The organism is Thauera sp. SWB20, from assembly GCF_000831325.1.
Lineage (GTDB): Bacteria > Pseudomonadota > Gammaproteobacteria > Burkholderiales > Rhodocyclaceae > Thauera > Thauera aminoaromatica.
In genome coordinates this window covers 84,723-108,694 of the sequence record NZ_JTDM01000015.1, presented here as the reverse complement: position 1 = coordinate 108,694, position 23,972 = coordinate 84,723, and the positions used below count along the sequence as shown (strand labels likewise).

Here is a 23,972-nt window from a genome sequence, read left to right as displayed (position 1 = left end):
TGTGTCGCCTGGCGCTTACTTGGCGTTGCAGAAGGCGCGCGCGGCGTCGAGCATGCGGCAGGAGTAGCCCCACTCGTTGTCGTACCAGGCCAGCACCTTGACCAGCACCGAGCCGTCCTCGCCCTGGATGACGCGGGTCTGGGTGGCGTCGAAGGTGGAGGACACGGTGGTGTGGTTGAAGTCGGAGGACACCAGCGGCTCGGTGTTGACCGCCAGGATGCCCTTGAGCGGGCCGTTGGCCGCGGCGGTCATCAGCGCGTTGATCTCTTCCTTGGTGGTGGCGCGCTCGGCGGTGAAGGTGAGGTCGACCAGCGAGACGTTGATCGTGGGCACGCGCAGGGCGAAGCCATCGACCTTGCCGACCAGTTGCGGCAGCACCAGGCCGACGGCCTTGGCGGCACCGGTCTTGGTCGGGATGATGTTGGCGGCGGCGGCGCGGGCGCGGCGCAGGTCCTTGTGGCGCACGTCCACGGTCACCTGGTCGTTGGTGTAGGCGTGGATGGTGGTCATCAGGCCCTGCTTGATGCCGACGCTGTCGGCCAGGATCTTGGCGACCGGGGCCAGGCAGTTGGTGGTGCACGAGGCGTTGGAGACCACGGTCATGTCGCCGCGCAGCACTTCCTCGTTCACGCCCATCACGATGGTGGTGTCGACGTCGTCGCCGCCCGGGGCGGAGATCAGCACGCGGCGGGCGCCCTGGTCGAGCAGGGCCTGGGCCTTGGCCTTGGTGGTGTAGGCGCCGGTGCATTCGAGCAGCACGTCCACGCCGTGGCTGCCCCAGTTCACGCCCTTGGGGTCCTTGGTGGAGTAGAAGGGGATCTTCTTGCCGTCGATGATGATGACGTTCTCGCCCTCGGTCTCGACCGAGGTGGCGAAGCGGCCGTGGGTGGTGTCGTACTTGAGCAGGTGGGCGTTGGTGGCCAGATCGCCCGAGGCGTTGATGGCGACCACTTCGAACTCGTTCTGCAGGCCCTGCTCGTAGATGGCGCGCAGCGTGCAGCGACCGATACGACCGAAACCGTTGATGGCGACCTTGATGCTCATCCTTGCTTCTCCCTGAGATAACGGTGGAAAACCGCGTGATTTGTGTTTGCCGATGCCCTGCCGGTCCGTGCGGGACCGTGTCCTGATGTGCAGCGGGAGCGATCCGTTTCCGGAACCGCTCCCGCGCCAGGGTCTCGTCAGAGCACCGACTTCACTGCCTGCACCACCGCCTCCGCGGTGATGCCGAAATACTTGAAGAGCTCGCCCGCCGGGGCCGACTCGCCGAAGCGGTCGATGCCGATCACGCGGCCTTCGAGCCCGACGTACTTGTACCAGCCGTCGGTCGTGCCGGCCTCGACCGCGACGCGCGGCAGGCCGGCGGGCAGCACGCTCGCCTTGTACGCGGCGTCCTGGCGGTCGAAGACGTTGGTCGAGGGCATGGACACCACGCGCACCGCGACACCCTGCTCGGCGAGGGTTTTCTGCGCGGCCATGGCGAGCGCGACCTCGGAGCCGGTGGCGAGGATCACCGCCTGCGGCTTGCCGCCATTCACGCCGGCCGGGGCCTCCGACAGCACGTAGCCACCCTTGCGGATCGCCGCGACCTGATCGGAAGTGCGTGCCTGGAAGGGAAGGTTCTGGCGCGAGAAGCACAGGCTGGTCGGGCCATCCTTGCGCTCGATCGCGTTCGCCCACGCCACGGCCGACTCGGTGGTGTCGCAGGGACGCCACACGTCCATGTTGGGGATCAGGCGCAGCGTGGCGGTCTGTTCCACCGGTTGGTGGGTGGGACCGTCCTCGCCGAGGCCGATCGAATCGTGCGTGAACACGAAGATCTGGCGCACCTTCATCAGTGCGGCCATGCGCAGGGCGTTGCGCGCGTACTCGCTGAACATCAGGAAGGTGGCGGTGTAGGGGATGAGACCGCCGTGCAGGCTGATGCCGTTGGCGATCGCCGCCATGCCGAATTCGCGCACGCCGTAATAGACGTAGTTGCCGCCGCTGGTCTTGCTGACGCCCTTCGCGCCCGACCACAGCGTGAGGTTGGAGCCGGCGAGGTCAGCCGAGCCGCCGAGGAGTTCGGGCAGCCTGGGTGCGTAGGCCTCGATGGCGTTCTGGCTGGCCTTGCGGGTGGCGATGGTCTCGGCCTTGTCGACGACCTTGGCGAGCACCGCGGTGACGTGGGCGTCCCAGTCGGCGGGTAGCTCGCCGGCCATGCGGCGTTCGAACTCGGCGGCGAGCTCGGGGTGGGCGGCGCGGTAGGCGGCGAAGGCGGCGTTCCATTGCGCCTCGAGCGAGGCGCCCTTGGTGCGCGCGTCCCAGGCTGCGTAGACGTCGGCCGGGATGTGGAAGGGCGGGTGGTTCCAGCCGATGTGGGCGCGTGCGGCCTCGATCTCGGCCGCGCCGAGCGGGGCGCCGTGCACGTCGTGGCTGTCCTGCTTGTTGGGCGCGCCGGCGCCGATGATGGTCTTGCAGCAGATCAGCGTGGGCTGGGCGGTGTTGGCCTTGGCCTGCTGGAGGGCGGCCTCGATGGCGACCGGGTCATGGCCCTGGACGTCGCGGATGACCTGCCATCCGTAGGCTTCGAACCTCTTCGGGGTGTCGTCGGTGAACCAGCCGTCGACATGGCCGTCGATGGAGATGTTGTTGTCGTCGTAGAACGCGACCAGCTTGCCCAGGCCCCAGGTGCCGGCGAGCGAGCAGGCTTCGTGCGAGATGCCTTCCATCAGGCAGCCGTCGCCGAGGAAGACATAGGTGTGGTGGTCGACCACCTCGTGGCCGGGGCGGTTGAACTCGGCGGCGAGGATCTTCTCGGCGAGCGCCATGCCGACGGCGTTGGTGATGCCCTGGCCGAGCGGACCGGTGGTGGTCTCGATGCCGGGGGCGTAGCCGTATTCGGGGTGGCCGGGGGTCTTGCTGTGGAGCTGGCGGAAACGCTTGAGCTCCTCGATCGGCAGGTCATAGCCGGTGAGGTGGAGCAGCGCGTAGATCAGCATCGAGCCGTGGCCGTTGGAGAGCACGAAGCGGTCGCGGTCGGCCCACTTGGGGTTGGCCGGATTGTGGCGCAGGTGGTGGCGCCACAGCACCTCGGCGATCTCGGCCATGCCCATCGGCGCGCCGGGATGGCCGGAGTTGGCCTGCTGCACCGCGTCCATCGCGAGGGCGCGGATGGCGCCGGTGATGGGGTTGAAGACCGGGGGCTGGACGTTGCGGGTCGACTGCATGCTGTTTTCGGGCCGGAGGCCGCCATCGGGAAAGTTCGGAATTATCCCTTAAAAGACCCCGGGGATGCCAATGTTGCGTTGCGGCAATGTTGCGCCGGGCGAGGGGCTTTCGCGGGGCGGTGGGCGCGGCTTGGAATCGGTCACGGGGTCCGAGGAGGGGCGGCGTCGATTCGGTCGCGGGGTCGGGATGGTGTGCGCCGCCTGCACTCGCGGCCCTTCGCTGCGCTCCGGGCTGCCCTCGGCGGAGGCCGCCGCGGGGGCGGCGACGCAAACTCGTCGCTGCGCTCCTCAAACATGCGTCGCCTTGTTTCCCCCGCGACGCCCTCCACCTCGGCGCTCCTGAAGTTGGCCCACACCACCCCGACCCCGCGACCTCGCGCGGAGTGGGGCTGGGGGGCTGGTCGGTGTGCTGCCGAGGCAGGCTGCCGGGGAATTCCGTCGCGCCTCACACCCACTGGCGGCGGCGTTCCATCAGCTTCCAGATCAGCGGGGTGAGGATCAGCTGCATGGCGAGGTCGAGCTTGCCGCCGGGGATCACGATGGTGTTGGCGCGGCTCATGAAGGCGTCGTGGATCATGCGCAGCAGGTAGGGGAAGTCGACTCCGCGCGGGTCCTTGAAGCGGATCACCACCATGGACTCGTCCTGGGTGGGCACGTCGCGCGCGATGAAGGGGTTGGAGGTGTCGACCACCGGCACGCGCTGGAAGTTGATGTGGGTGCGGGCGAACTGCGGGACGATGTAGTGCACATAGTCGTGCATGCGGCGCAGGATGGTGTCCTGCACGGCCTCGGCGGTGTAGCCGCGCAGCTTGGTGTCGCGGTGCAGCTTCTGGATCCACTCGAGGTTGATGATGGGCACGACGCCGATCAGCAGGTCGACGTGGCTGGCGATGTCGGCCTCGTCGGTGACGAGTGCGCCGTGCAGGCCCTCGTAGAACAGGCAGTCGGTGCCGACCGGGAGATCTTCCCACTCGGTGAAGGTGCCGAGCGGCAGGTTCCAGCGCATCGCCTCGGCTTCGTTGTGGATGTAGTAGCGGCGGCGGCCGGTGGCGGCCTCGCCGTAGGCGCGGAAGAGGCTCTCGAGCTCGGAGAGCAGGTTGGCCTCGGGGCCGAAGTGGCTGATCCCGCGCAGGCCCGCACGCTCGGCTTCCTCGATCAGCGTCTTCATCTCGGCGCGGGTGTGGCGGTGGAAGCTGTCGCCCTCGACGATGGCGGCGTTGACGTTCTCGCGGTGGAAGATCGCTTCGAAGGTGTGCTTGACCGTGGTGGTGCCGGCGCCGGACGAGCCGGTGACGGCGATGATCGGGTGCTTCATGGACATGATGGGTTCCGCCGCTGGCGAGTCGGTTTCGACACGGATTCTGCACCGCAATAAAGCGCGGTGCGAGCCATCAGGAGCGCGCCTTGACCCAGGCCGACCATTCGGCGAACAGCGCCGGGCTGGTGGCGGCGATGACGCCGCGCTTGATCGCCGGGCCGGACATCAGCACGCCGCCGTCGAGCGCCTCGGCGATGCCGCCGGCTTCGGCGAGGATCAGGCGGCCGGCGGCGTAGTCCCACAGCATCTGCCCGCCGTGCAGGTAGACGTCGAGCCGGCCGGCGGCGACAAAGCACCATTCGAGGGCGCTGGAGCCGAAGTTGCGCTGCGAGTAGTAGGGCGGACGCACCGCGAGCTCGTCGCCGAGGTGGTGGCTGATGCGCTTGAAGTCCACCCCGGCGACGGCGTCGCGCAACTCGGTGGCGCCTGCGCGCAGCGGCAGCTCGGTGCCGTTGAGGAAGGCGCCGGCGCCGCGGGCGGCGTAGAAGGATTCGTCGGTGATCGGGTTGTACACCACGCCGATCACCGGCTCGTGGTCGATCAGATAGGCGATCGACACCGCGAACAGGGGGATGCCGTTGGCGAAGTTGGTGGTGCCGTCGATCGGGTCGATGCACCACAGGCCGCGCGCGCCTTCCTTCCACAGCGCGGCCTGCTCGGCCGCGGTCATCTCCTCGCCGAGCACGGCGCCGGGCAGGAAGGCGGGCAGGGCCTCGCTGAAGCGCTGCTGCGAGGCCATGTCGGCCTCGGTGAACAGCGAACCGTCGGCCTTGCGGTTGCGCGCGGACTTCAGGTAGCGCGGAAGGATCTCGGCGCGCGCGATGTCGCGCACCATCGATTCGAGGGCGCGGGCACGGGCGAGGCGGTGGGCGGCGGTGGGCATGGCGGGCTCCTTGCCGGCGGGCGGCGGGAGAGGGGCAGGGGGCGAGGGGAGCTGGGCCTATAATCTTACGATGATTTCACGATTCCACTTTCCGGATCGCCTGCCCGCGGGCGGCGAGGTGGCGCTCCCCGAGGCGCTCGCCCACCATGCGCTGCGGGTGTTGCGCCTGCGCGATGGCGAGGCGGTGGTGCTGTTCGACGGCAGCGGCGGAGAGGTCGATGCGCGCCTGGCCGTGCGCGGCAAGGCGGTGTTCGCTCGGCTCGGCGAGGCGCGTGCGGTCGAACGCGAGTCGCCGTTGCGCATCGTGCTGGTGCAGGCGCTGGCTTCGGGCGACAAGATGGACTGGGTGGTGCAGAAGGCGGTGGAGCTCGGCGTGCATGCGATCCAGCCGGTGCAGGCCGAGCGCTCGGTGCTGCGTCTGGCGGCCGAGCGTGCCGACAAGCGCGTCGCGCACTGGCAGCAGGTCGCGATCGCGGCCTGCGAGCAGTGCGGGCGCAACCGCGTCCCCGAGATCCGCCCCCTGCAGCCGCTCGCACACTGGCTGGGCGCGCATCGCGCTGCGCCCGGCTACGTGCTTGCGCCCGGCGGGGCCAAGGGCTTTGCCGACGAACCCGAGCCGAAGGACGAGGTGCACCTGCTGGTCGGGCCGGAGGGTGGCTGGAGCGAGGGCGAGATGGCGGCCTTCGACGCCGCCGGTTGCCGGCGCGTGCGGCTCGGGCCGCGCGTGCTGCGCACCGAGACCGCGGGCCTCGCCGCCGTGGCGGCGCTGCAGGCGCGCTGGGGCGATTATTGAGCGGCCGTCTGCGCCGCTGCGGACGCGCTACTTGCCATGCAGCACCTTCACCACCCGGCGCAACGCGCTCTCTTCCGGGTGGGGCTGCACGAGGAAGCCGAGGCCGTGCATCAGGCGCAGCATCTTGGCGTTCTTGCCCAGCACGTCGCCGAAGATGTTGCGATAGCCCTTGCCGCGCGCGACCTCGATGAGAGCACCCATGAGGCGGCGGCCCAGTCCGTGGCGTTGCCAGTCGTCGGCCACGACCAGGGCGAACTCGACCGATTCGCCGTCGGCGGCGAGGGAATAGCGGGCGCTGCCCACCATGTGCTCGGCGCCGGCGTCGTCGATGGTGGTGGCGATCAGCGCCATCTCGCGGTCGTAGTCGATCTGCGTGAAGCGTGCGACCAGCGCCGGGCTGAGCTCCTGCAGCTCTTCCATGAAGCGCATGAAGCGGGTCTCGGCGCTCAGTCCGTCGAAGAAGCCCAGCACCAGGTTGGCATCCTCCGGGCGCACCGGACGCGTACGCACGGCACGACCGTCGCCGACCTTCCAGTCCTGGACGAGGTGCAGCGGATAGGGGTGGATCGCCATGTGCGCGTAGCGGTCGCTGCCGGCGGGAAGGCCCTGGTCGATGACGACGCGGGCATCGGCCGCGATGGCGCCGTCGCCGTCGATGAACAAGGGGTCGATCGCGAGCTCGCGCACCCAGGGCAGCTCGCACACGAGGTCGGACACCGACACCAGCACCTGCTCGATGGCGGCGCGGTTGAGCGCGCCGCCCTGGCTGCGCGGGCCCTGTGCGGCCGCCGGGATGGCCGAGTCGATGAGGTCGCGGGCCAGCACGGGGTTCAGCGGTGGCAGCGCGAAGGTGCGCGGCGCGGAGGCGTCCTGCGCGCCGAGGCTGATCACCGGACCGAAGATCGCGTCGCGATGCACCTGGATGCGGAAGGCGCGCGCCTGCGGCCGGTACAGATAGGGCTCGATCGACACGCCGTTGATCTGCACCTCGGGGTGGCGCAGGCGCACCGCGTCGACGATGTCGTGGAAGGCGCTCCACACCGACTCGGCGGTGTTGAGGTTGAGGCGCACGCCGCCGGATTCGGACTTGCTCGCCAGCTCGGGAGCGTCGACCTTCATCGCCACCGGAAAACCCGCCTGCTCGGCGACGAACAAGGCCTCGGTGGCGTCGCGGGCGACGGTGGTGTGCGTGACCGGGATGCCGAAGCTGCGCAGCAGCGCCTTGGACTCCATCGCCGAGAGGATATGGCGACGCTGGTTGAGCAGGGTCTCGATCAGCACGCGCGCACCACCCGTGCGGCGGTAGGCGGCGGCGCTGCCGCCGCCGGCGGTCTGCAGCAGCAGGGTCTGGTTGTGGTGGAAGCGCGAGATGTTGTGGAACAGCTCGATCGCCGCCTCGGGCGAACTGAACACCGGCAGCCCGGCCCGGGCGAGCAGCGCGCGCGCCTCGGCGACCTGGCCGCCGCCCATCCAGCAGCAGCACAGCTGGAGCCGCACCTGGGCGGCGAGGTCGATGATGTCCTGCGCCACCTCGACCGGATCGACGAGCGCGTGCGGCGACAGGATCACCAGCACGTTGGAAACCGCGGCGTCCTCGGAGAGGGCGAGGATGGCGTCGCGGTACAGCTGCGCGCTGGCGTCGCCGCCGAGGTCGAGCGGGTTGTGGGAGTGCCGCTCGCGTCCGCCGAGGCGCTCGAGCGTGGCGACCGTCGGCGAGCCCAGCCCGACGAGTCCGGTGCCGAGGTCCTTGGCGCGGTCGGCGGCGAGATCGGCCGGGCCGCTGCCGTTGGAGACGATGGCGAGGCTGTCCTCGCGCGGTCGAAAGCCGCAGGACAAGGCCTTGGCGGCGAAGAAGAGCTGGTCGATGTTCTGCACCCGCACCACGCCGGCGCGGCGCATCGCCGCGTCGAAGACCACGTCGGCGAGGCCGGCGTTGTCCGCGTCGGCGGCGTTGTTGTCGCTGCGACCGTGGCGGCCGGCCTTGAGCAGGATGATCGGCTTGACGCGCGCGGCCGAGCGCAGTGCGCTCATGAACTGGCGGGCGTTGCGGATGTGATCGACGTGCAGCAGGATGTAGCGCGTCTGCGTGTCGTGGATCAGGTACTCCAGCGTTTCCCCGTAGTCGATGTCCACCGTGCCGCCGAGCGAGATGACCGAAGAGAAGCCGACGTCGTTGGTCAACGCCCAGTCGAGCACGACCGAGCACATCGCGCCCGACTGCGAGATCAGGGCGATCTCGCCGGGCTTGACGGCGATGCGGGTGAGCGCGGCATTGATCCCGCTGCCGGGGCGTGCGATGCCCAGGCTGCCGGGCCCGATCAGGCGCAGCCGGGTCTCGCGCGCGGTCTCGACGATGCGGCGCTCGAGTGCGTTCCCGCTGGCGCTGATGATGACCGCGTTGCGTACGCCGCTGCGCCCGCACTGTGCGGTGACGCTGTGCAGCATGCGTGCGGGGGTGGCGATGATGGCGAGATCGACCGGTCGGCCGATGTCCTCGACCGAGCGGTGGCAGGGATGGTCCTGGATGCTGCCGTACTTCGGGTTGACCGCGTACAGGGTGCCGCGATAGCCGCCTTCGACCAGGTTGCGGAAGATGACGCGGCCGACGGACCCGGGTGCGTCGGACGCGCCGATGACGGCGATCGAGGACGGTTCGAAGGCGGTGCTGAGAGCGTGGGAGCCGGCCATGATCTTCGCGCTGGAAAGTGGATGAGGTCTAAAGGGATAGCAGGCCGCCGCCCTTTCGGCGTTGACCTGCGTCAGGGGCGCGCGGCCGCGTCTCCGTCCGCGAAGGAAAACGGCCGTCGAGACGGCCGTCGGAAGCTGCTGCGCGCGCGGACGCCGTCGGCCCGCAGATCGTGTCAGCGCTCGTCGAAGCTGATCTTGAGGCGCTTGGTGGTGGCGCGCGCCTGGCAGCTCAGCACGTAGCCCTGCGCGACTTCGTCGGCCTCGAGGGTGAAGTTCTTGTCCATCACGACTTCGCCCTCCGTCACCTTGGCGCGGCAGGTGCAGCACACGCCGGCCTTGCACGAGAAAGGGAGGTCGAGGCCGGCATTGAGGCCGGCGTCGAGCAGGTGCTCGTCGGGGCCGATCGCGATCTCGTGCTCCTTGCCGTCGAGCACCAGGACCATGGTGATGTCCTTGGTCGCGGCCGCGACGGCCTCGGCGGTGCTCGAGGCGCCGACCGGGTGGGCGCCGGCGGGCAGGTTGGCGGTGAAGCGCTCGGTGCGGATACGGTCGGCGGGCACGCCGGCCTCGACCAGCGCGGTCTCGGTGGCGGTGATCATCTCGTCGGGGCCGCAGATGAAGACCTCGTCCATGCTGCCTACCGGCAGCAGGGCGTCGATGATCGCGCGCACCTTGGGACCGTCGATGCGCCCCTGCAGCAGGTCCACTTCCTGGGCCTGGCGCGACAGCACGTGGATCATGGTCAGGCGGTCGCGGTAGCGGTCCTTGAGGTCCTGCAGGTCCTCGTTGAACATCACCGTGGACATGCGACGGTTGCCGTAGATCAGCGTGAACTTCGAGTCCGGCTGTTCTTCCAGCGTGCTCGCGGCGATCGACAGGATCGGGGTGATGCCCGAGCCGGCGGCGAAGCCGACGCGGTGGATGGCGCGCTTCTTCTTGACCACGAAGCGGCCGTCGGGCGGCATCACCTGCAGGGTGTCGCCGGCCTTGATGGCGCGCGTGGCCCAGTTCGAGAACAGGCCGCCTTCCACCGGGCGGATGCCGATCTCGAGCTCGCCCTCGCGTGCCAGGCGGCTGCGCGGGCTGCTGATCGAGTAGTTGCGGCGCACGTCCTGGCCATCGATGGTGGCGCGCAGGGTGAGGAACTGGCCCGGCTCGAAGGCGAAGCGCTCGCGCTCGGCCTCGGGGATGGCGAAGGTGATCGCCACCGCGCCGGCGGCCTCGGGGCTCACGCGCTTGATGGCGAGTTCTTGGAAACGGGGGGCTGACATGGCGTCTGGGCTCCGGCTCTTAATAGGGTTTGAAATAGTCGAAGGGCTCCTGGCAGTCGAGGCACTTGTACAGCGCCTTGCAGGCCGTGGAGCCGAACTCGGAGGTGACGACGGTGTGGGTGGAGCCGCACTGCGGACAGGCGACCGCCGCGGTCGGCTGCCGGCGCACGAACTTCAGCACGCTGACCTCGGCGCCGCCGCTGCTGCCGCAGGTGCGGTGGGGCGGGGCGATGCCATAGGCGCGCAGCTTTTCCTTGGCCTCGTCGCTCATCCAGTCGGTGGTCCAGGCCGGCGCGAGCTGGGTGATCACCCGCGCCGCGATGCCGGCCTGTTCCAGGCTCGCACGCACGTCGTCCTCGATCTGCCCCATGGCGGGGCAGCCGCTGTAGGTCGGGGTGATGACCACCTCGATGCCCTCCGCCGTCTCCCGCACATCCCGCAGGATGCCCAGCTCGCGCAGGGTCACCACCGGGATCTCCGGGTCCGTCAGGGGCTCCAGGGTGGCCCAGACCTTGTCCACGACGCTGCTCATGGCCTTCGCCCTTACCAGGTGGCGCCCGGGTGGGCGCGGGCCAGACCCTGCATCTCGCCGAGCAGGTAGCTCAGATGCTCGGAGTGCAGGCCGATCTTGCCCTCGGTCACGTAACCGTGGAAGTTCGGGCGGGTCAGGGTGGCTTCGGCCAGCGCCTCGTTGACGAGCGCGTCCCAGGCCGGGCGCAGCGCCCATACGTCGATGCCGATCTTGGCCGCCACCGCGGCGCCTTCGGCCGGGCTGGTGGTCCAGAACTCCTCGGTGTAGGGCATGAGGTGGTTCACCGCCGCCTGCGCGCGGGCGTGCGACTCCTCGGTGCCGTCGCCCATGCGCACCAGCCAGTCACGCGAGTGGTGCAGGTGGTAGCTGGTTTCCTTCAGCGACTTGGCGGCGATCGCGGCGAGGCTGGCGTCGGCGGACTGCTGCAGGCCGTCCCACACGTGCACCATCAGCGCCGAATACAGGAAGTTGCGCACGATCGTGGTGGCGTAGTCGCGGTCGGCCGCGGCGTAGCCGACCAGCGCGCCGTGGTGCGGGAGCTCCAGCAGCGTGTAGTTGCGGAACTCGTGCGGGCCGCGGAAATAGGCCAGCTTGTCCTCGGTGGCGTCGCCGCCCTTCAGCTCGGCGGCGCGCTGGTACAGCAGGCGCGCCTGGCCGATGAGGTCGAGGCTGACGTTGGCCAGCGCCATGTCTTCTTCCAGGATGGGGCCGTGCCCGCACCATTCGGCGTTGCGCTGGCCGAGCACGACGGCGTTGTCGGCCAGGTGCAGCAGGTAGTCGATCGGCGTGCTCATTACATGTGCCCCACTTCTTCAGGGATCTCGTAGAAGGTCGGATGGCGGTAGATCTTGTCGGCGGCGGGGTCGAAGAGCTCGCCCTTGTCGTCCGGGTTGCTGGCGGTGATGGCGACCGAGGGCACCACCCAGATGCTCACGCCTTCCTGGCGGCGGGTGTACACGTCGCGCGCCATGTGCAGGGCCTGGGCCGCGTCGGCCGCGTGCAGGCTGCCGCAGTGCTTGTGCTCGAGGCCTTGCTTGCTGCGGACGAAGACTTCCCAGAGGGGCCAATCCTTGAGTGCGGGGGTGTTCATGCTGCCTCCTTCAGTGCGCGTTCTTTTTGCTTGCGGGCATAGGCCTGGGCCGCGTCGCGGACCCACTGGCCATCGTTGTGTGCCTTGACCCGGGTGGCCAGGCGTTCCTTGTTGCACGGTCCGTTGCCTTCGACGGTGTTCCAGAACTCGGCCCAGTCGATCTGGCCGTAGTCGTAGTGGCCGCGCGCCTCGTTCCACTTGAGGTCGGGGTCGGGCAGGGTCACGCCCAGCACCTTGGCCTGCGGCACGGTGGCGTCGATGAACTTCTGGCGCAGGTCGTCGTTGCTGATGCGCTTGATGCCCCAGCGCATGCCTTGCGCGCTGTGCGGGCTGTCGGCATCCGGCGGCCCGAACATGGCCAGGCACTTCCACCAGTAGCGGTTGACCGCGTCCTGCACCATCGCGCGCTGCTCGTCGGTGCCCTTCATCATCACCAGCAGGGCCTCGTAGCCCTGGCGCTGGTGGAAGGATTCCTCCTTGCACACGCGCACCATGGCGCGCGCGTAGGGGCCGTAGGAGCAGCGGCACAGCGGGACCTGGTTCATGATCGCCGCGCCATCGACCAGCCAGCCGATCACGCCGACGTCGGCCCAGTTGAGCGTCGGGTAATTGAAGATCGAGCTGTACTTGGCCTTGCCCGAGTGCAGGCCTTCGAGCATCTGGTCGCGGCTGGTGCCCAGCGTCTCGGCGGCGGAGTACAGGTAGAGGCCGTGGCCGCCCTCGTCCTGGACCTTGGCGATCAGGATGGCCTTGCGCTTGAGGCTGGGCGCGCGCGAGATCCAGTTGCCCTCCGGCAGCATGCCGACGATCTCGCTGTGGGCGTGCTGGCTGATCTGGCGCACCAGCGTCTTGCGGTAGGCCTCGGGCATCCAGTCCTGCGGCTCGATGCGCCCGTCGGCGTCGATGCGGGCCTCGAAGGCGGCTTCCTGCTCGCTCGTCGCATTGGAGACCGCTGCGAGTTTCTTTCCGGAATCGTCCGGAATGTCCATTGCCTGGGTGTACATGTGTTTCCTCCTAGCAAACACCGCACCGGGAAATACCGGCACGGAACGCGGGGTGCGCATGGCTGTGACCCCGCCTCCTCCTCAAAGGTCCGCCACGCCCGGGGCGCGGCGGGTGTTCATTGCATCCACGCCGGCGAGCGCTTCTCGAAGAAGGCCGTGAAGCCTTCGCGGGCTTCGGCGGTGGCGCGCTGGCGCGCGATGCGGCCGGCGGTCTCCTCGGCGACGGCGTCGTCGATCGGACGCCCGGCCAGCGCGGCGATCAGCTGCTTGGCGGCAAGCTGGGCCTGCGGGCCGCAGGCGAGCAGGGCCTGCACGAGGCGATCGACCGCGGCGTCGAGTTCATCCAGCGTGACGACCTCGCCGACCAGGCCCATGGCCTTGGCCTCGGCGGCGCCGAAGCGTTCGGCGCTCTGGAAGTAGCGCAGGGCGTGGCGCGGGCCGATGGCGCGCAGCACGTAGGGGCTGATCACCGCGGGGATGATGCCGAACTTGACCTCGGAGGTCGCGAAGCTGGCATCGTCCGCGGCGATCGCCATGTCGCAGGCGGCGGTGAGGCCGGTGCCGCCACCGAGCGCCGCGCCCTGCACGCGCGCGATGGTCGGCTTCGACATCCCCGACAGCGTGCGCAGCATGGCGGCGAACTTGCGCGAGTCGGCGAGGTTCTCCGCCTCGGTGCTGTCCGAGGCGCGGCGCATCCAGTTGAGGTCGGCACCGGCCGAGAAGTGCTTGCCACGCCCGGCCAGCACCACCACGCGCACGCCGGCATCGGCGTCGAGTTCGGCGCAGGCGGCCGCCAGCTCGGCGATGAGCTGCTCGTTGAAGGCGTTGAACACTGCCGGCCGATCCATCCAGATCGTCGCGACGGCGCCGCGGCGCTCGATGGCGAGGGTTTCGTAGTTCATGGACTGTCCCGTGCCTCAGACGCGCTCGATGATCATCGCGATGCCCTGGCCGACGCCGATGCACATCGTGCACAGCGCGTAGCGGCCATTGCGGCGCTGCAGCTCGTAGGCCGCCGTGGTGACCAGGCGGGCGCCGCTCATGCCCAGCGGGTGGCCCAGGGCGATGGCGCCGCCATTGGGGTTCACGCGTTCTTCGTCGTCGGCGAGGCCGAGGTCGCGCAGCACGGCGAGGCCTTGTGCCGCGAAAGCCTCGTTGAGTTCGATCACATCCATCTGATCGAGCGTGAGGCCCGCCTTGGCGAGCACCTTGCGCACCGCGGGCGCGGGGCCGAAGCCCATGATGCGCGGCGCCACGCCGGCGGTGGCCATGGCGACGACGCGGGCGCGCGGGGTCAGGCCATGCTTCGCGGCGGCGGCGTCGGAGGCCAGCAGCAGCGCGCAGGCGCCGTCATTGACGCCCGAGGCGTTGCCGGCGGTGACGCTGAGCTCGGGGCCATTGACGCCCTTGAGCTTGGCCAGCATCTCCAGCGTGGTTTCGGGGCGCGGATGCTCGTCGGTGTCGAAGACGATCGGGTCGCCCTTCTTGCGCGGGATCACCACCGGCACCAGCTCGTCCTTGAAGCGACCGGCGGCGTGGGCGGCGGCCCAGCGCTGCTGCGAGCGCAGCGCGAAGGCGTCCTGATCGGCGCGCGAGATGTCGAAGTCGGCGGCGACGTTGTCCGCGGTCTGCGGCATCGAGTGCGTCTCGTACAGCTTCTTCATCAGCGGGTTGATGAAGCGCCAGCCGATGGTGGTGTCGTAGATCGCGGCGCTGCGCGAGAAGGCCGACTCGGCCTTGCCCATCACGAAGGGCGCGCGCGACATGCTCTCGACGCCGCCGGCGATCATCAGCTCGGTCTCGCCCGACTTGATCGAGCGCGCGGCCAGGCCGATGGCGTCCATGCCCGAGCCGCACAGGCGGTTGACCGTGGTGCCGGGCACCTCGATCGGCAGCCCGGCGAGCAGGCCGGACATGCGCGCGACGTTGCGGTTGTCCTCGCCGGCCTGGTTGGCGCAGCCGTAGATGATGTCTTCGACCGCGGTCCAGTCGACCTGGGGGTTGCGGGTCATCAGGGCCTTGAGCGGCACGGCGCCGAGGTCGTCGGCACGCACGGAGGCCAGGGTGCCGCCGTAGCGGCCGATGGGGGTGCGGATGGCGTCGCAGATGAATGCTTGAGTCATGGCCAGCTCCTTACAGTTGCTTCGGGCGCTGGTCGATGACGCGGCGGGCCTTGCCGGTCAGCGTGCGCGGAATGGCTTCGAACTCCATCACGTTCACCTTGGTGGAGATGCCGATGATGGTCTTGATGTGGTGCTGCAGCTCGCGTGCGATGTTCTCGGTCTCGGTGCGGCTGAGCTTGCCGGAGAGTTCGCGCTGGACCTCGACGCGGATCTCGACGTTGTCGAGATGGCCGTCGCGCGTGAGCACGATCTGGTAGTTCCCCGACAGGCGGCGGTCGCGCATGATCTGCTCCTCGATCTGGGTCGGGAACACGTTCACGCCGCGCACGATCAGCATGTCGTCCGAGCGCCCGGTGATCTTGCCGATGCGGCGGAACGAGCGCGCGGTCGGCGGCAGCAGGCGGGTGAGGTCGCGGGTGCGGTAGCGGATGACCGGGAAGGCTTCCTTGGTGAGCGAGGTGAACACGAGCTCGCCTTCCTCGCCGTCGGGCAGCACTTCGCCGGTGTCGGGATCGATGATCTCGGGATAGAAGTGGTCTTCCCAGATCACCGGGCCGTCCTTGGTCTCGATGCACTCGCTGGCCACGCCCGGGCCCATGACCTCGGTGAGGCCGTAGATGTCGATGGCGTCGATGCCGAGCTTGCGCTCGATCTCGCTGCGCATGCCTTCGCCCCAGGGCTCGGCGCCGAAGATGCCGATCTTCAGCGAGATGTCCTCGGGCTTGATGTTCAGGCGCTCGAACTCCTCGGCGATCACCAGCGAGTAGGACGGCGTGACCATGATCGCGTCGGGGCGGAAGTCCATGATCTGCTGCACCTGCTTCTCGGTCTGGCCGCCGGACATCGGCACCGCGGTGCAGCCGGCACGCTCGATGCCGTAGTGGGCGCCGAGGCCGCCGGTGAACATGCCGTAGCCGTAGGCGTTGTGCACCATGTCGCCGGCACGCACGCCGGCCGCGCGCAGCGAGCGGGCGACCACGTCGGCCCAGTTGTCGAGGTCGCGCTTCGTGTAGCCGACGACGACCGACTTGCCGGTGGTGCCGCTGGAGGCGTGCAGGCGGGCGACCTTGTCGCGCGGCACGGCGAACAGGCCGAAGGGGTAGTTGTCGCGCAGGTCCGTCTTCGTCATGAAGGGGAACTTCGCGAGGTCGGCCAGCGACTGGAGGTCGTCGGGGTGCACGCCCGCTTCCTCGCAGCGCTTGCGGTAGGGCGCGACGTTGTCGTAGGTGTGGCGCACCGACCACTGCAGGCGCTGCAGCTGCAGGGCGGAAATTTCGTCGCGGCTGGCGGTCTCGATCGGGTCGAGGTCGCCGGGGCGGGGGCTCTTCACGGGCATGGTGTGGTCTCCTCTGTCTCTCTACGTGTGCTTGGGGCCGCGCGGACCCGTCTAGGCGTTCTCTGCGGCGAGTCCGGCGATCACCTCGCCGGAGATACGGTAGCTCTTGCCCCGGAACAGGGCGATGGTGTTGCCTGCGCTGTCGCGCACGGTGACGTCATAGACGCCGGTGCGACCGGCCAGCGTGCGCTCCACGGCCTCGGCCTGCAAGGTGTCGCCTTCGCGCCCGGTGGCGACGAAGTCGATGTTGCATCCGGACGCCACGGTGTTGCGGTTGTAGGCGTTGCAGGCGTAGGCGAAGGCGGTGTCGGCCAGGGTGAAGATGAGGCCGCCGTGGCAGATGTGGTGGCCGTTCACCATGTCGCCGCGCACCGTCATGCTGACCCTGGAGCGGCCGGGACCGACGTGCTCGATGCGCATGCCGAGCGCCTGGGCGGTACGGTCGCGCGACCACATCGCCGCGGTCACGGCCTCGGCCAGGGCCTGCGGATCGGTCGGGATGGGCTGCGCATCAGTCATGGATCTTCTTTCCGGCGAACACGCGCTGCTGGATCAGCGGGGACACGCGATAGCGGTCCTCGCCGTAGAAGCGGGCGAGGTTGGCGAGTACGGCGCAGATCGCCGGCAGGCCGACGCGGTCGGCCCATTCCAGCGGTCCGCGCGGGTAATTGACGCCGAGCTTCATCGCCGCATCGGCGCCGGCGGCATCGCACACCCCCTGGTTGACCGCGTCGGCCGCTTCGTTGGCGAGCATCGCGACGGTGCGCATCACTGCCAGTCCCGGGGTGTCGCCCAGGCGGCAGACCTCGAAGCCGGCCGCCTGCAGCAGGCTGATCGCGGCGCCGACCGCGGGCGCGAAGCAGTTGATCGCGGCGCCGACCGCGATGCGGCCGGCGGTGGCGTAGTCCAGTGCGAGGTCGATCAGCACCACGTTGGCGATGCCCATCTCGGTGGCGCGTTGCGTGGCGGTGCGGCCGTCGGTGACGAAGATCACCGCGCCCCCCGTCTCGGCGATGCGACCGTCGTTGGCTTCGCCCCAGGTATGGGGGATGTTGCGCTCGAAGAGGCGGTCGGCGAGCGCATGCACGGCGGCCGAATGGCCGTGCAGCACGATCTCGTCCGGTGCGTGCTGCGCCACCGCGACCTGGGGTGCGGGGCGCGCGGCGCCCTCGCGGTAGTCGTAGAAGCCGCGGCCCGACTTGCGACCGAAAAAGCCGGCGTCGACCAGCTCCTGCTGGATCAGCGAGGGCGTGAAGCGCGCATCGTTGTAGAAGGCGTTCCACACCGAGCGTGTGACGGCGAAATTGACGTCGTGGCCGATCATGTCCATCAGCTCGAACGGCCCCATGCGGAAACCGCCGGCGTCGCGCATGATCGCGTCGAGTGTGGCGCAGTCGCCACCGCCTTCGTTGAGGATGCGCAGCGCCTCGGCGTAGTAGGGACGGGCGACGCGGTTGACGATGAAGCCCGGCGTCGAGCGCGCATGCACCGGCGTCTTGCCCCAGGCCGCGGCGGTGGCGAACAGGGTGTCGGCGACCACGCGCGCGGTGGCGAGGCCGGAGACGATCTCGACCAGCTTCATCAGCGGCGCCGGGTTGAAGAAGTGCAGGCCGGCCAGGCGTTCGGGGCGCTGCAGGGCGGCGCCGATCGAGGTCACCGAGATCGACGAGGTGTTGGTGCCGAAGATGCAGTCGGCGCCGACGATGTTCTCCAGGTCGCCGTACAGCTTCTGCTTGGCTTCGAGGTTCTCGACGATGGCCTCGACCACCAGTGCGGCGTCGGCGAGCTCGGCCAGCTGGTCGACGGCGATCAGGCGTTCAGCGGCCGCCTGCGCGGCTTCGGTGCTCATCTTGCCCTTGTCGGCGAGCTTGCCGAACTGGGCACGGATGCCTTCGATCGCCTTGGCGGCGGCGCCCGGACGGTTGTCGAGCAGCTTGACCACGTGGCCGGCCGCGGCCGCCACCTGGGCGATGCCGGCGCCCATGGCGCCGGTGCCGACCACGGCGACGACAGCCGAGGCGGGCAGCGGCTGCGCGGCGGACTTGGAGATCTGGGTGTCGGTCACGCTCATTCCCCGGTGAACTTCGGTGCGCGCTTTTCCATGAAGGCGGCGACGCCTTCGGCGTAGTCGGGGCTCCAGCCCAGCTCGCGCATGAAGCCGCCCTCGAAGGAGAGCTGCTGCTCCAGCGTATGGCCGGCCGCGGCGTGCATGGCCTGGCGGGTGCGCACCAGGGCCTTGGTCGGCATGGCGGCGAGCTGCGCGGCGAGCGCGTCCACCTTTGCAGCGAACTCGGCATCGTCGTACGCCGCCCAGATCAGGCCCCAGTCGGCGGCCTTCTCGGCGGGCAGCTTGTCGGCGAGCATCGCCAGGCCCATCGCGCGCGCCATGCCGACGCGCTGCGGCAGGAACCAGGTGCCGCCGGTGTCGGGTACGAGTCCGATCTTGCTGAAGGCCTGCAGGAAGGAGGCCGACTTCGCCGCCACCACCAGATCGCAGGCGAGCGCCACGCTGGCGCCGGCGCCGGCGGCGATGCCGTTGACCGCGGCGATGGTGGGCACGCGCAGGTTCTGCAGGCGCAGCACGAGCGGCTTGTAGTTCTTTTCGACGACGTTGCCGATGTCGGGCATCTTGCCGCCCACCGACGCCATGTCGGGATCGGCCAGATCCTGGCCGGCGCAGAAGGCGCGGCCGGCGCCGGTGAGCACCAGCACGCGCGCGGCCTTGTCGGCGTGGACGCGGTCGAGCGCGTCGCGCAGCTCGGCGTGCATCTCGCCGGTGAAGCTGTTGAGCTTGTCGGGGCGGTTCAGCGTCAGGCGGGCGACGCCCGCCTCCACTGCAAACTGGATGTTGTTGTATTCCACGGACGGATCCTCAGACGTGGTAGCGGCGCTGGACGACGCGGAAGCGGTTGGCGACGAAGGCGGAATCCGAATACGAGGCGTTGGCCGACGGGTTGCCGCCGGTGCCGTGGTAATCGGAGAAGGCCGCCGACTGGTTCACGAACACGCCGCCGGTGAGGTTGATCGACAGCGCGACCTTGCCGCGCCAGGTGGCTTCGGTCATCGCGTCGATGACGTCCTGCCTCGTGGAGTAGAGCCCGACGGTGAGCGCGCCGTGGGTCCTGACCACACGCTCGGAGAGCGCGATCCCTGCGGCGGTGTCGGCGACCTTGACGATGAAGCTGATCGGGCCGAAGCGCTCTTCCATGTAGGCCTTCTCGTCGGCGGCGTCGCAGGCGAGCAGCACCGGGGTGCGCACCTTGGCGCCCGGGAACTCGGGGTTGTCGAGCTTCTGCGAGGCCAGCACGACCTTGCCCAGCGCGCCGCTGTTGGCGATGTCGATGCGTTCGGCGGTGTCGGCGGACTGGATCGCGCCGAGCACGGCGTGGGCGACCTCGGGTTTGGACAGGAAGCGCTCGACCGCACGGGCGAGGTCGGCGCAGACCTCGTCGTAGCTCTTGTGGCCGTCCTCGGTGTCGATCCCGCCCGCGGGCACGAAGATCGCCTGCGAGGTGGTGCACATCTGGCCGGAATACAGCGAGAGCGTGAAGGCGAGGTTGCCCAGCATCGCCTTGTAGGAGTCCGTCGAGTCGATGACGATGTTGTTCACGCCGGCGAGCTCTGCATAGACCTGGGCCTGGCGGCAGTTGTCGATCAGCCACTGGCCGAACACGTTGCTGCCGGTGAAGTCGACCGACTGCACCGCCGGGTGGGTGGCGAGCGCCTGGGTGACGCTGCGCTGGGTGGCCACGCACAGGCTCACCAGGTTGGGGTCGATGCCGTTCTCGGCGAGCACGGTGCGGATCGTGCGCACGGTGATCGCCGCCGGCAGGATGGCATTGCTGTGCGCCTTGACGATGACCGCGTTGCCGGTGGCGAGCGCGGCGAACAGGCCCGGGTAGGTGTTCCAGGTCGGGAAGGTGCCGCAGCCGATCACCAGGCCCACGCCGCGGCCGACGATCTGGAAGTGCTTCTTCATGACCAGCGCCGGGTTCTTGCCCTGGGGCTTCTCCCAGGTGGTCTCGGCCGGCACGAAGCTCTGCTCGCGCCAGGCGTAGGTCACGGCCTCGAGGCCGCGATCCTGGGCGTGCGGGCCGCCGGCCTGGAAGGCCATCATCCAGCCCTGGCCGGTGGTCATCATGACCGCGTGGGCGATCTCGAAGCTCTGCTTGTTCAGGCGCTGGAGGATTTCCAGGCAGATGCCGGTGCGGCCGTCGGCGCCCACCGCCTGCCAGCCCTTCATCGCCTCGAGCCCGGCGGCGATCAGCGTCTCCGGGTCGCACACCGGATAGCGCACGTCGAGCGCCACGCCATAGGGCGAGCTCTCGCCGCCATGCCAGCCCGTCTGGCCCGGCTGCCCGAGCTCGAACGGCTTGCCCAGGTGCGCCTCGAAGGCGCGCTTGCCCTCGTCCGGCGCCGCCTCGCCATAGAGCTTGGGGCTCGGCATCTCGGGGAAGGCAGACCAGTAGCCGCGCGTGGCGATGGCGTCGAGGGCGCTTTCGAGGGTGGCGCGGTGCTTTTCGAGCAAGGGGTGGGGCATGGGTCTCTCCGAGTGGGTGGTCTTGTGCTTCAAACGATACAAATCGATTTGATAAATGTCAATACTAGGTATCTATTCTGGAGGGGGTGATCACCTCAAGTTTTGATAGGCGAAACACGTTTAGATATAAGGAAGTCTTTTATAAACAGTTGGATATGTGAAAATTATCGGGGTGTTCCGGCAGCCGTAGCCAGTCGAAAAACCCGGGGCGTCCGCTGCTCTGGACTTGATTTGATACAAGAAGACATAGAAAAATCTAGTATAAGTATCGTATTAATCTCCTTGCTGCCTTGCCCTCCCGCGCACTCGCCCGCACGCATCCAGGCTTCGTGCCCGCGGAATCGGCGTGGCGCTCGTCCTCGAGCCTTGCGTACGCGAGTGCGGCGGCCTCGAAAGCGCGCTCCGGCGCTAGGCGCATCTGCCCGGAATCGATAGACTTCTTGCCCCCAACCGCAGCGCGAACAAGCTCGTCCGTGACCACTTCCATCCAAGATCGCCTTGAAGCGTTCCGCAAGCAAGATCGCGTGCAGGCCGGGTCGCTGATCATTTCCGTCTTCGGCGACGCCGTGCTGCCCCGAGGCGGACGCATCTGGCTGGGCAGCCTGATCCGCTTGCTCGAGCCGCTTGGGCTCAACGAGCGTCTCGTCCGCACATCGGTGTTTCGGCTTGCGCGCGATGAATGGCTGGTCAGCGAGCCTTGCGGCCGCCGTACGGACTATATGCTGACGCCTTCCGGTCTGCAGCGTATCGAGGAGGCGTCGCGCCGCATCTACGCTTCCGCTGCGCAGGGCTGGGATCGTCGCTGGCGGCTGATCCTCGCCGTCGGCGAGCTTGCGGCCAAGGACCGCGAACGCCTGCGCAGGGCGCTGTTCTGGCAGGGCTTCGGCGCCCTCGACGGGGACTGCTTCGTGCATCCGAGCGCGGACCTCATCACCGCCTTCGACGCGCTCGTCGGGGAGGGGTTGGGTGGGCTGCTGCCGCGGCTCAAGCCCCTGATGGCTGCGGATGCGGCCCTGGGTGCGGCGGCCAGCGACGCCGACCTGGTGCATGCGGCATGGAATCTCGAGCGCCTGGCGCAGACCTATCGCGAATTCGTCGACTGCTACCAGCCCGTGCTGGCCCAGCTCCGCGATGGCGCCAGCGAGTCCGGGGATGAGAACGCCTTCCTCATGCGGATGCTGCTGATCCACGACTACCGCCGCCTGCTGCTGCGCGATCCCGGATTGCCCGACGTGCTGCTGGCGAGCGACTGGCCGGGGCAGCGTGCGCGGCTGCTGTGCCGCGAACTCTACCGTCGGCTGCTGGTGCCGTCCGAGCGCCATATCGACGCTCACCTCCGCCTCGCCGACGGCCGCACGCCCGAGGCGTCGCCCCGCCTTCTCGCGCGCTTCCAGGACGCCGACCCGCTGCGCGGCGCCGCCTGAGCGCCGCCAGCCTCTTCCCGCCGGTCGGCGCGCGGCGACCGGGGCGGGGGCGTGCGGGACGCGTTCATGGCCGTGCCGCCCTGCGTGCGCCGCCGGCCTCAGCCTTCCCGCCTGCGCAGTTCCACCAGCGGCACCACGTCCGGCATGTGGATGCGCTTGCGCCCGGGCTCGACCGCCGCGAGCGGCACGGTCTCTTCCATCGTGGCCAGGCTGCGGCGGGTGAGGTCCTGGTAGGTCGCGGTTCCCGAGCTCTTCCAGCGCATCTCCTCCTCGGAGAGCGCGCGGATCGCCTTGGCCGGCATGCCGGCGATCAACATGCGCGGCGGCATCTCGACGCCGGCCTTGACGAAGGCCGCCGCGGCGACGATCGATGACTCGCCGATCACCGCGTTGTCCATGATCACGGCGTTCATGCCGACCAAGGCGTTGCGGCCCACCCTGCAGCCGTGCAGCACGGCGCCGTGGCCGATGTGTCCGTCCTCCTCGACCACCGTATCGGTGCCGGGAAAGCCATGCATCACGCAGGTGTCCTGCAGGTTCGAGCCGCGCTCCAGGATCAGTCGCCCGAAGTCGCCGCGCAGGCTTGCGCAAGGCCCGACGTAGCAGTCCGGGCCCACGATCACGTCGCCGATCAGCACGGCCGACGGGTGCACGTAGGCGGTCGGATCCACCACCGGCACGATGCCGTCGATCGCATAGACTTTCAGCTGATTCATCCTTGTTCTCCTCCGCTCGGACTTATGTTACATATAAAGGAAAGATTTCTTCAATAAGTAATTTTATCGGTGAGGGGGCTTCGATGAGCGACGAACTCGACGGCAAGCACGGCGTGCAATCTCTCGAGGTGGGCATGAGCATCCTCCGCGCCATGGTCACCGGCAAGCGCTCCATGATGCTCAAGGACATCGCCCAGGCCGCCGACATGCCGCCCTCGAAGGCGCACCGCTACCTGGTCAGCCTGATCCGCAGCGGACTCGTCGAACAGGACCGGCTCACCTCGCGCTACGACCTCGGTCCCTTCGCCCTCAACCTCGGCCTGGTCGCCCTCGACCGCGTCGACCGGATCCGTCTCGGCTTGAGCGCGATCGGCGATTTGCGCGATCTCACCAACGAGACCGTCGCGCTCGCCGTCTGGAGCGATCGAGGGCCGGTCGTCGTGCGCTGGGAGCGTCCCCGTCGTCCGATCACCGTCAATGTGCTGACCGGCACCAGCCTCAGCCTGCTGAGCTCGGCCGCCGGGCGCGTCTTCGCCGCATGGCTGCCCGAGCAGCAGACCGAAGCGCTGCTGCGCGCCGAGCTCGAATCCGGTCGGGTGCCCGCGGGCATTGCCACCCTCGACGACGCGCGCCGGCTGCTCGCCGAGGTCCGCGCGCGGGGTGTGGCGGTGATTTCCAGCGGCTATTTCGCCCGCGGCGTCGAGGCTGCGGCGGCCCCGGTGTTCAACTTCAAGAACGAGATCAACATGAGCATCGCCCTCGTGGGCGTCGAGGGCACGCTGGATCTACTCCCGCACAGTCCCGTGCTCCAGGCGCTGAAGGAGGCCTGCGACGCGCTGTCGCGGCGACTCGGCGCGACCCTCCTCCCGGGTGTCGAGTCGGGCAACCACGCGACCTGAGGGGTGGGTGCGGCGGGAGGTTGCGCACAGCAGGAGCCGGATACTTTTGGAATTGATACAAAGTTTCTGCTTGACGGGATCTTTTGTATCAATTCTAATAACTAGAACGCGTTCTGCAATGCAGAACTTGCGCGCCCCGAGCGCTG

The 23,972-nt window shown here is 68.9% G+C and carries 21 protein-coding genes; 3 read left to right on the top strand and 18 right to left on the bottom strand.

Going from position 1 to position 23,972, the window contains the following annotated elements:
* Window positions 1-15: 15 nt before the first annotated feature.
* The 4 genes from gap to PO78_RS06600 form a co-directional block, all read right to left on the bottom strand.
* Window positions 16-1,044: a type I glyceraldehyde-3-phosphate dehydrogenase gene (gene gap / locus PO78_RS06615; RefSeq protein WP_004299859.1), complete on the bottom strand. Its 1,029-nt coding sequence runs from the start codon at window positions 1,042-1,044 to the stop codon at window positions 16-18.
* A gap of 137 nt (window positions 1,045-1,181) precedes the next feature.
* The gene (tkt, locus tag PO78_RS06610; protein WP_043742835.1) at window positions 1,182-3,209 is read right to left on the bottom strand and encodes a transketolase; all 2,028 of its coding nucleotides are present in this window, start codon (window positions 3,207-3,209) and stop codon (window positions 1,182-1,184) included.
* Window positions 3,210-3,654: 445 nt separating this feature from the next.
* The gene (locus tag PO78_RS06605; RefSeq protein WP_004299865.1) at window positions 3,655-4,530 is read right to left on the bottom strand and encodes a phosphoribulokinase; all 876 of its coding nucleotides are present in this window, start codon (window positions 4,528-4,530) and stop codon (window positions 3,655-3,657) included.
* A gap of 70 nt (window positions 4,531-4,600) precedes the next feature.
* On the bottom strand, window positions 4,601-5,410 hold the full coding sequence (locus PO78_RS06600) for an inositol monophosphatase family protein (protein WP_004299867.1): 810 nt from the start codon (window positions 5,408-5,410) through the stop codon (window positions 4,601-4,603).
* A gap of 70 nt (window positions 5,411-5,480) precedes the next feature.
* Here PO78_RS06600 and PO78_RS06595 point away from each other — a divergent pair, with 70 nt between their 5' ends.
* The gene (locus PO78_RS06595; protein ID WP_043742833.1) at window positions 5,481-6,203 is read left to right on the top strand and encodes a 16S rRNA (uracil(1498)-N(3))-methyltransferase; all 723 of its coding nucleotides are present in this window, start codon (window positions 5,481-5,483) and stop codon (window positions 6,201-6,203) included.
* 27 nt (window positions 6,204-6,230) lie between these two features.
* On the opposite strand, the gene PO78_RS06590 is transcribed toward PO78_RS06595, so the two are convergent.
* From PO78_RS06590 to paaN, 13 genes are all read right to left on the bottom strand, one after another.
* Window positions 6,231-8,891 (bottom strand): bifunctional acetate--CoA ligase family protein/GNAT family N-acetyltransferase, encoded by a 2,661-nt coding sequence (locus PO78_RS06590; RefSeq protein ID WP_004299871.1) that lies wholly within the window; start codon window positions 8,889-8,891, stop codon window positions 6,231-6,233.
* Window positions 8,892-9,064: 173 nt separating this feature from the next.
* Complete coding sequence (locus PO78_RS06585) at window positions 9,065-10,162, bottom strand: 2Fe-2S iron-sulfur cluster-binding protein (protein WP_012585051.1); 1,098 nt, start codon at window positions 10,160-10,162, stop codon at window positions 9,065-9,067.
* Between the two features lie 19 nt (window positions 10,163-10,181).
* Entirely contained in the window at window positions 10,182-10,694 is a 513-nt protein-coding gene (gene paaD, locus PO78_RS06580; protein ID WP_004299873.1) for a 1,2-phenylacetyl-CoA epoxidase subunit PaaD, read from the bottom strand.
* An 11-nt stretch (window positions 10,695-10,705) separates the two neighbouring features.
* Complete coding sequence (gene paaC / locus PO78_RS06575; protein ID WP_004299874.1) at window positions 10,706-11,488, bottom strand: 1,2-phenylacetyl-CoA epoxidase subunit PaaC; 783 nt, start codon at window positions 11,486-11,488, stop codon at window positions 10,706-10,708.
* Entirely contained in the window at window positions 11,488-11,784 is a 297-nt protein-coding gene (gene paaB / locus PO78_RS06570) for a 1,2-phenylacetyl-CoA epoxidase subunit PaaB (RefSeq protein WP_004299876.1), read from the bottom strand. Before paaB ends, paaC begins: the two co-directional genes overlap by 1 nt.
* Window positions 11,781-12,788, bottom strand: a complete 1,008-nt coding sequence (paaA, locus tag PO78_RS06565; protein WP_004299878.1) for a 1,2-phenylacetyl-CoA epoxidase subunit PaaA — start codon at window positions 12,786-12,788, stop codon at window positions 11,781-11,783. Before paaA ends, paaB begins: the two co-directional genes overlap by 4 nt.
* 116 nt (window positions 12,789-12,904) lie before the next feature.
* Entirely contained in the window at window positions 12,905-13,690 is a 786-nt protein-coding gene (locus PO78_RS06560; RefSeq protein WP_004299879.1) for an enoyl-CoA hydratase/isomerase family protein, read from the bottom strand.
* A 15-nt stretch (window positions 13,691-13,705) separates the two neighbouring features.
* Window positions 13,706-14,911 carry a 3-oxoadipyl-CoA thiolase gene (gene pcaF / locus PO78_RS06555; RefSeq protein WP_004299880.1) on the bottom strand — a complete coding sequence of 402 codons (1,206 nt, stop codon included), beginning with the start codon at window positions 14,909-14,911 and terminating at the stop codon, window positions 13,706-13,708.
* A 10-nt stretch (window positions 14,912-14,921) separates the two neighbouring features.
* On the bottom strand, window positions 14,922-16,247 hold the full coding sequence (gene paaK / locus PO78_RS06550; protein WP_004299881.1) for a phenylacetate--CoA ligase PaaK: 1,326 nt from the start codon (window positions 16,245-16,247) through the stop codon (window positions 14,922-14,924).
* 51 nt (window positions 16,248-16,298) lie between these two features.
* Window positions 16,299-16,766, bottom strand: coding sequence for a hydroxyphenylacetyl-CoA thioesterase PaaI (gene paaI, locus PO78_RS06545; protein WP_004299883.1), 468 nt, complete (start codon window positions 16,764-16,766; stop codon window positions 16,299-16,301).
* A complete protein-coding gene (paaH, locus tag PO78_RS06540; protein ID WP_004299885.1) occupies window positions 16,759-18,318 on the bottom strand; it encodes a 3-hydroxyacyl-CoA dehydrogenase PaaH in 1,560 nt (519 codons plus the stop codon). Before paaH ends, paaI begins: the two co-directional genes overlap by 8 nt.
* Window positions 18,315-19,109 carry a 2-(1,2-epoxy-1,2-dihydrophenyl)acetyl-CoA isomerase PaaG gene (gene paaG / locus PO78_RS06535; RefSeq protein ID WP_004299887.1) on the bottom strand — a complete coding sequence of 265 codons (795 nt, stop codon included), beginning with the start codon at window positions 19,107-19,109 and terminating at the stop codon, window positions 18,315-18,317. The genes paaH and paaG overlap by 4 nt, the downstream gene beginning before the upstream one ends.
* A 10-nt stretch (window positions 19,110-19,119) precedes the next feature.
* On the bottom strand, window positions 19,120-20,787 hold the full coding sequence (paaN, locus tag PO78_RS06530) for a phenylacetic acid degradation protein PaaN (RefSeq protein ID WP_004299889.1): 1,668 nt from the start codon (window positions 20,785-20,787) through the stop codon (window positions 19,120-19,122).
* A 473-nt stretch (window positions 20,788-21,260) separates the two neighbouring features.
* On the opposite strand from paaN, the gene paaX reads away from it, so the two are divergent.
* Window positions 21,261-22,211: a phenylacetic acid degradation operon negative regulatory protein PaaX gene (gene paaX / locus PO78_RS06520; RefSeq protein WP_197068745.1), complete on the top strand. Its 951-nt coding sequence runs from the start codon at window positions 21,261-21,263 to the stop codon at window positions 22,209-22,211.
* Between the two features lie 98 nt (window positions 22,212-22,309).
* Here paaX and paaY read toward each other — a convergent pair whose 3' ends face one another.
* Window positions 22,310-22,927: a phenylacetic acid degradation protein PaaY gene (gene paaY, locus PO78_RS06515; protein WP_012585058.1), complete on the bottom strand. Its 618-nt coding sequence runs from the start codon at window positions 22,925-22,927 to the stop codon at window positions 22,310-22,312.
* Window positions 22,928-23,010: 83 nt separating this feature from the next.
* On the opposite strand from paaY, the gene PO78_RS06510 reads away from it, so the two are divergent.
* Window positions 23,011-23,826: an IclR family transcriptional regulator gene (locus PO78_RS06510; protein ID WP_043742828.1), complete on the top strand. Its 816-nt coding sequence runs from the start codon at window positions 23,011-23,013 to the stop codon at window positions 23,824-23,826.
* Window positions 23,827-23,972: the final 146 nt, after the last annotated feature.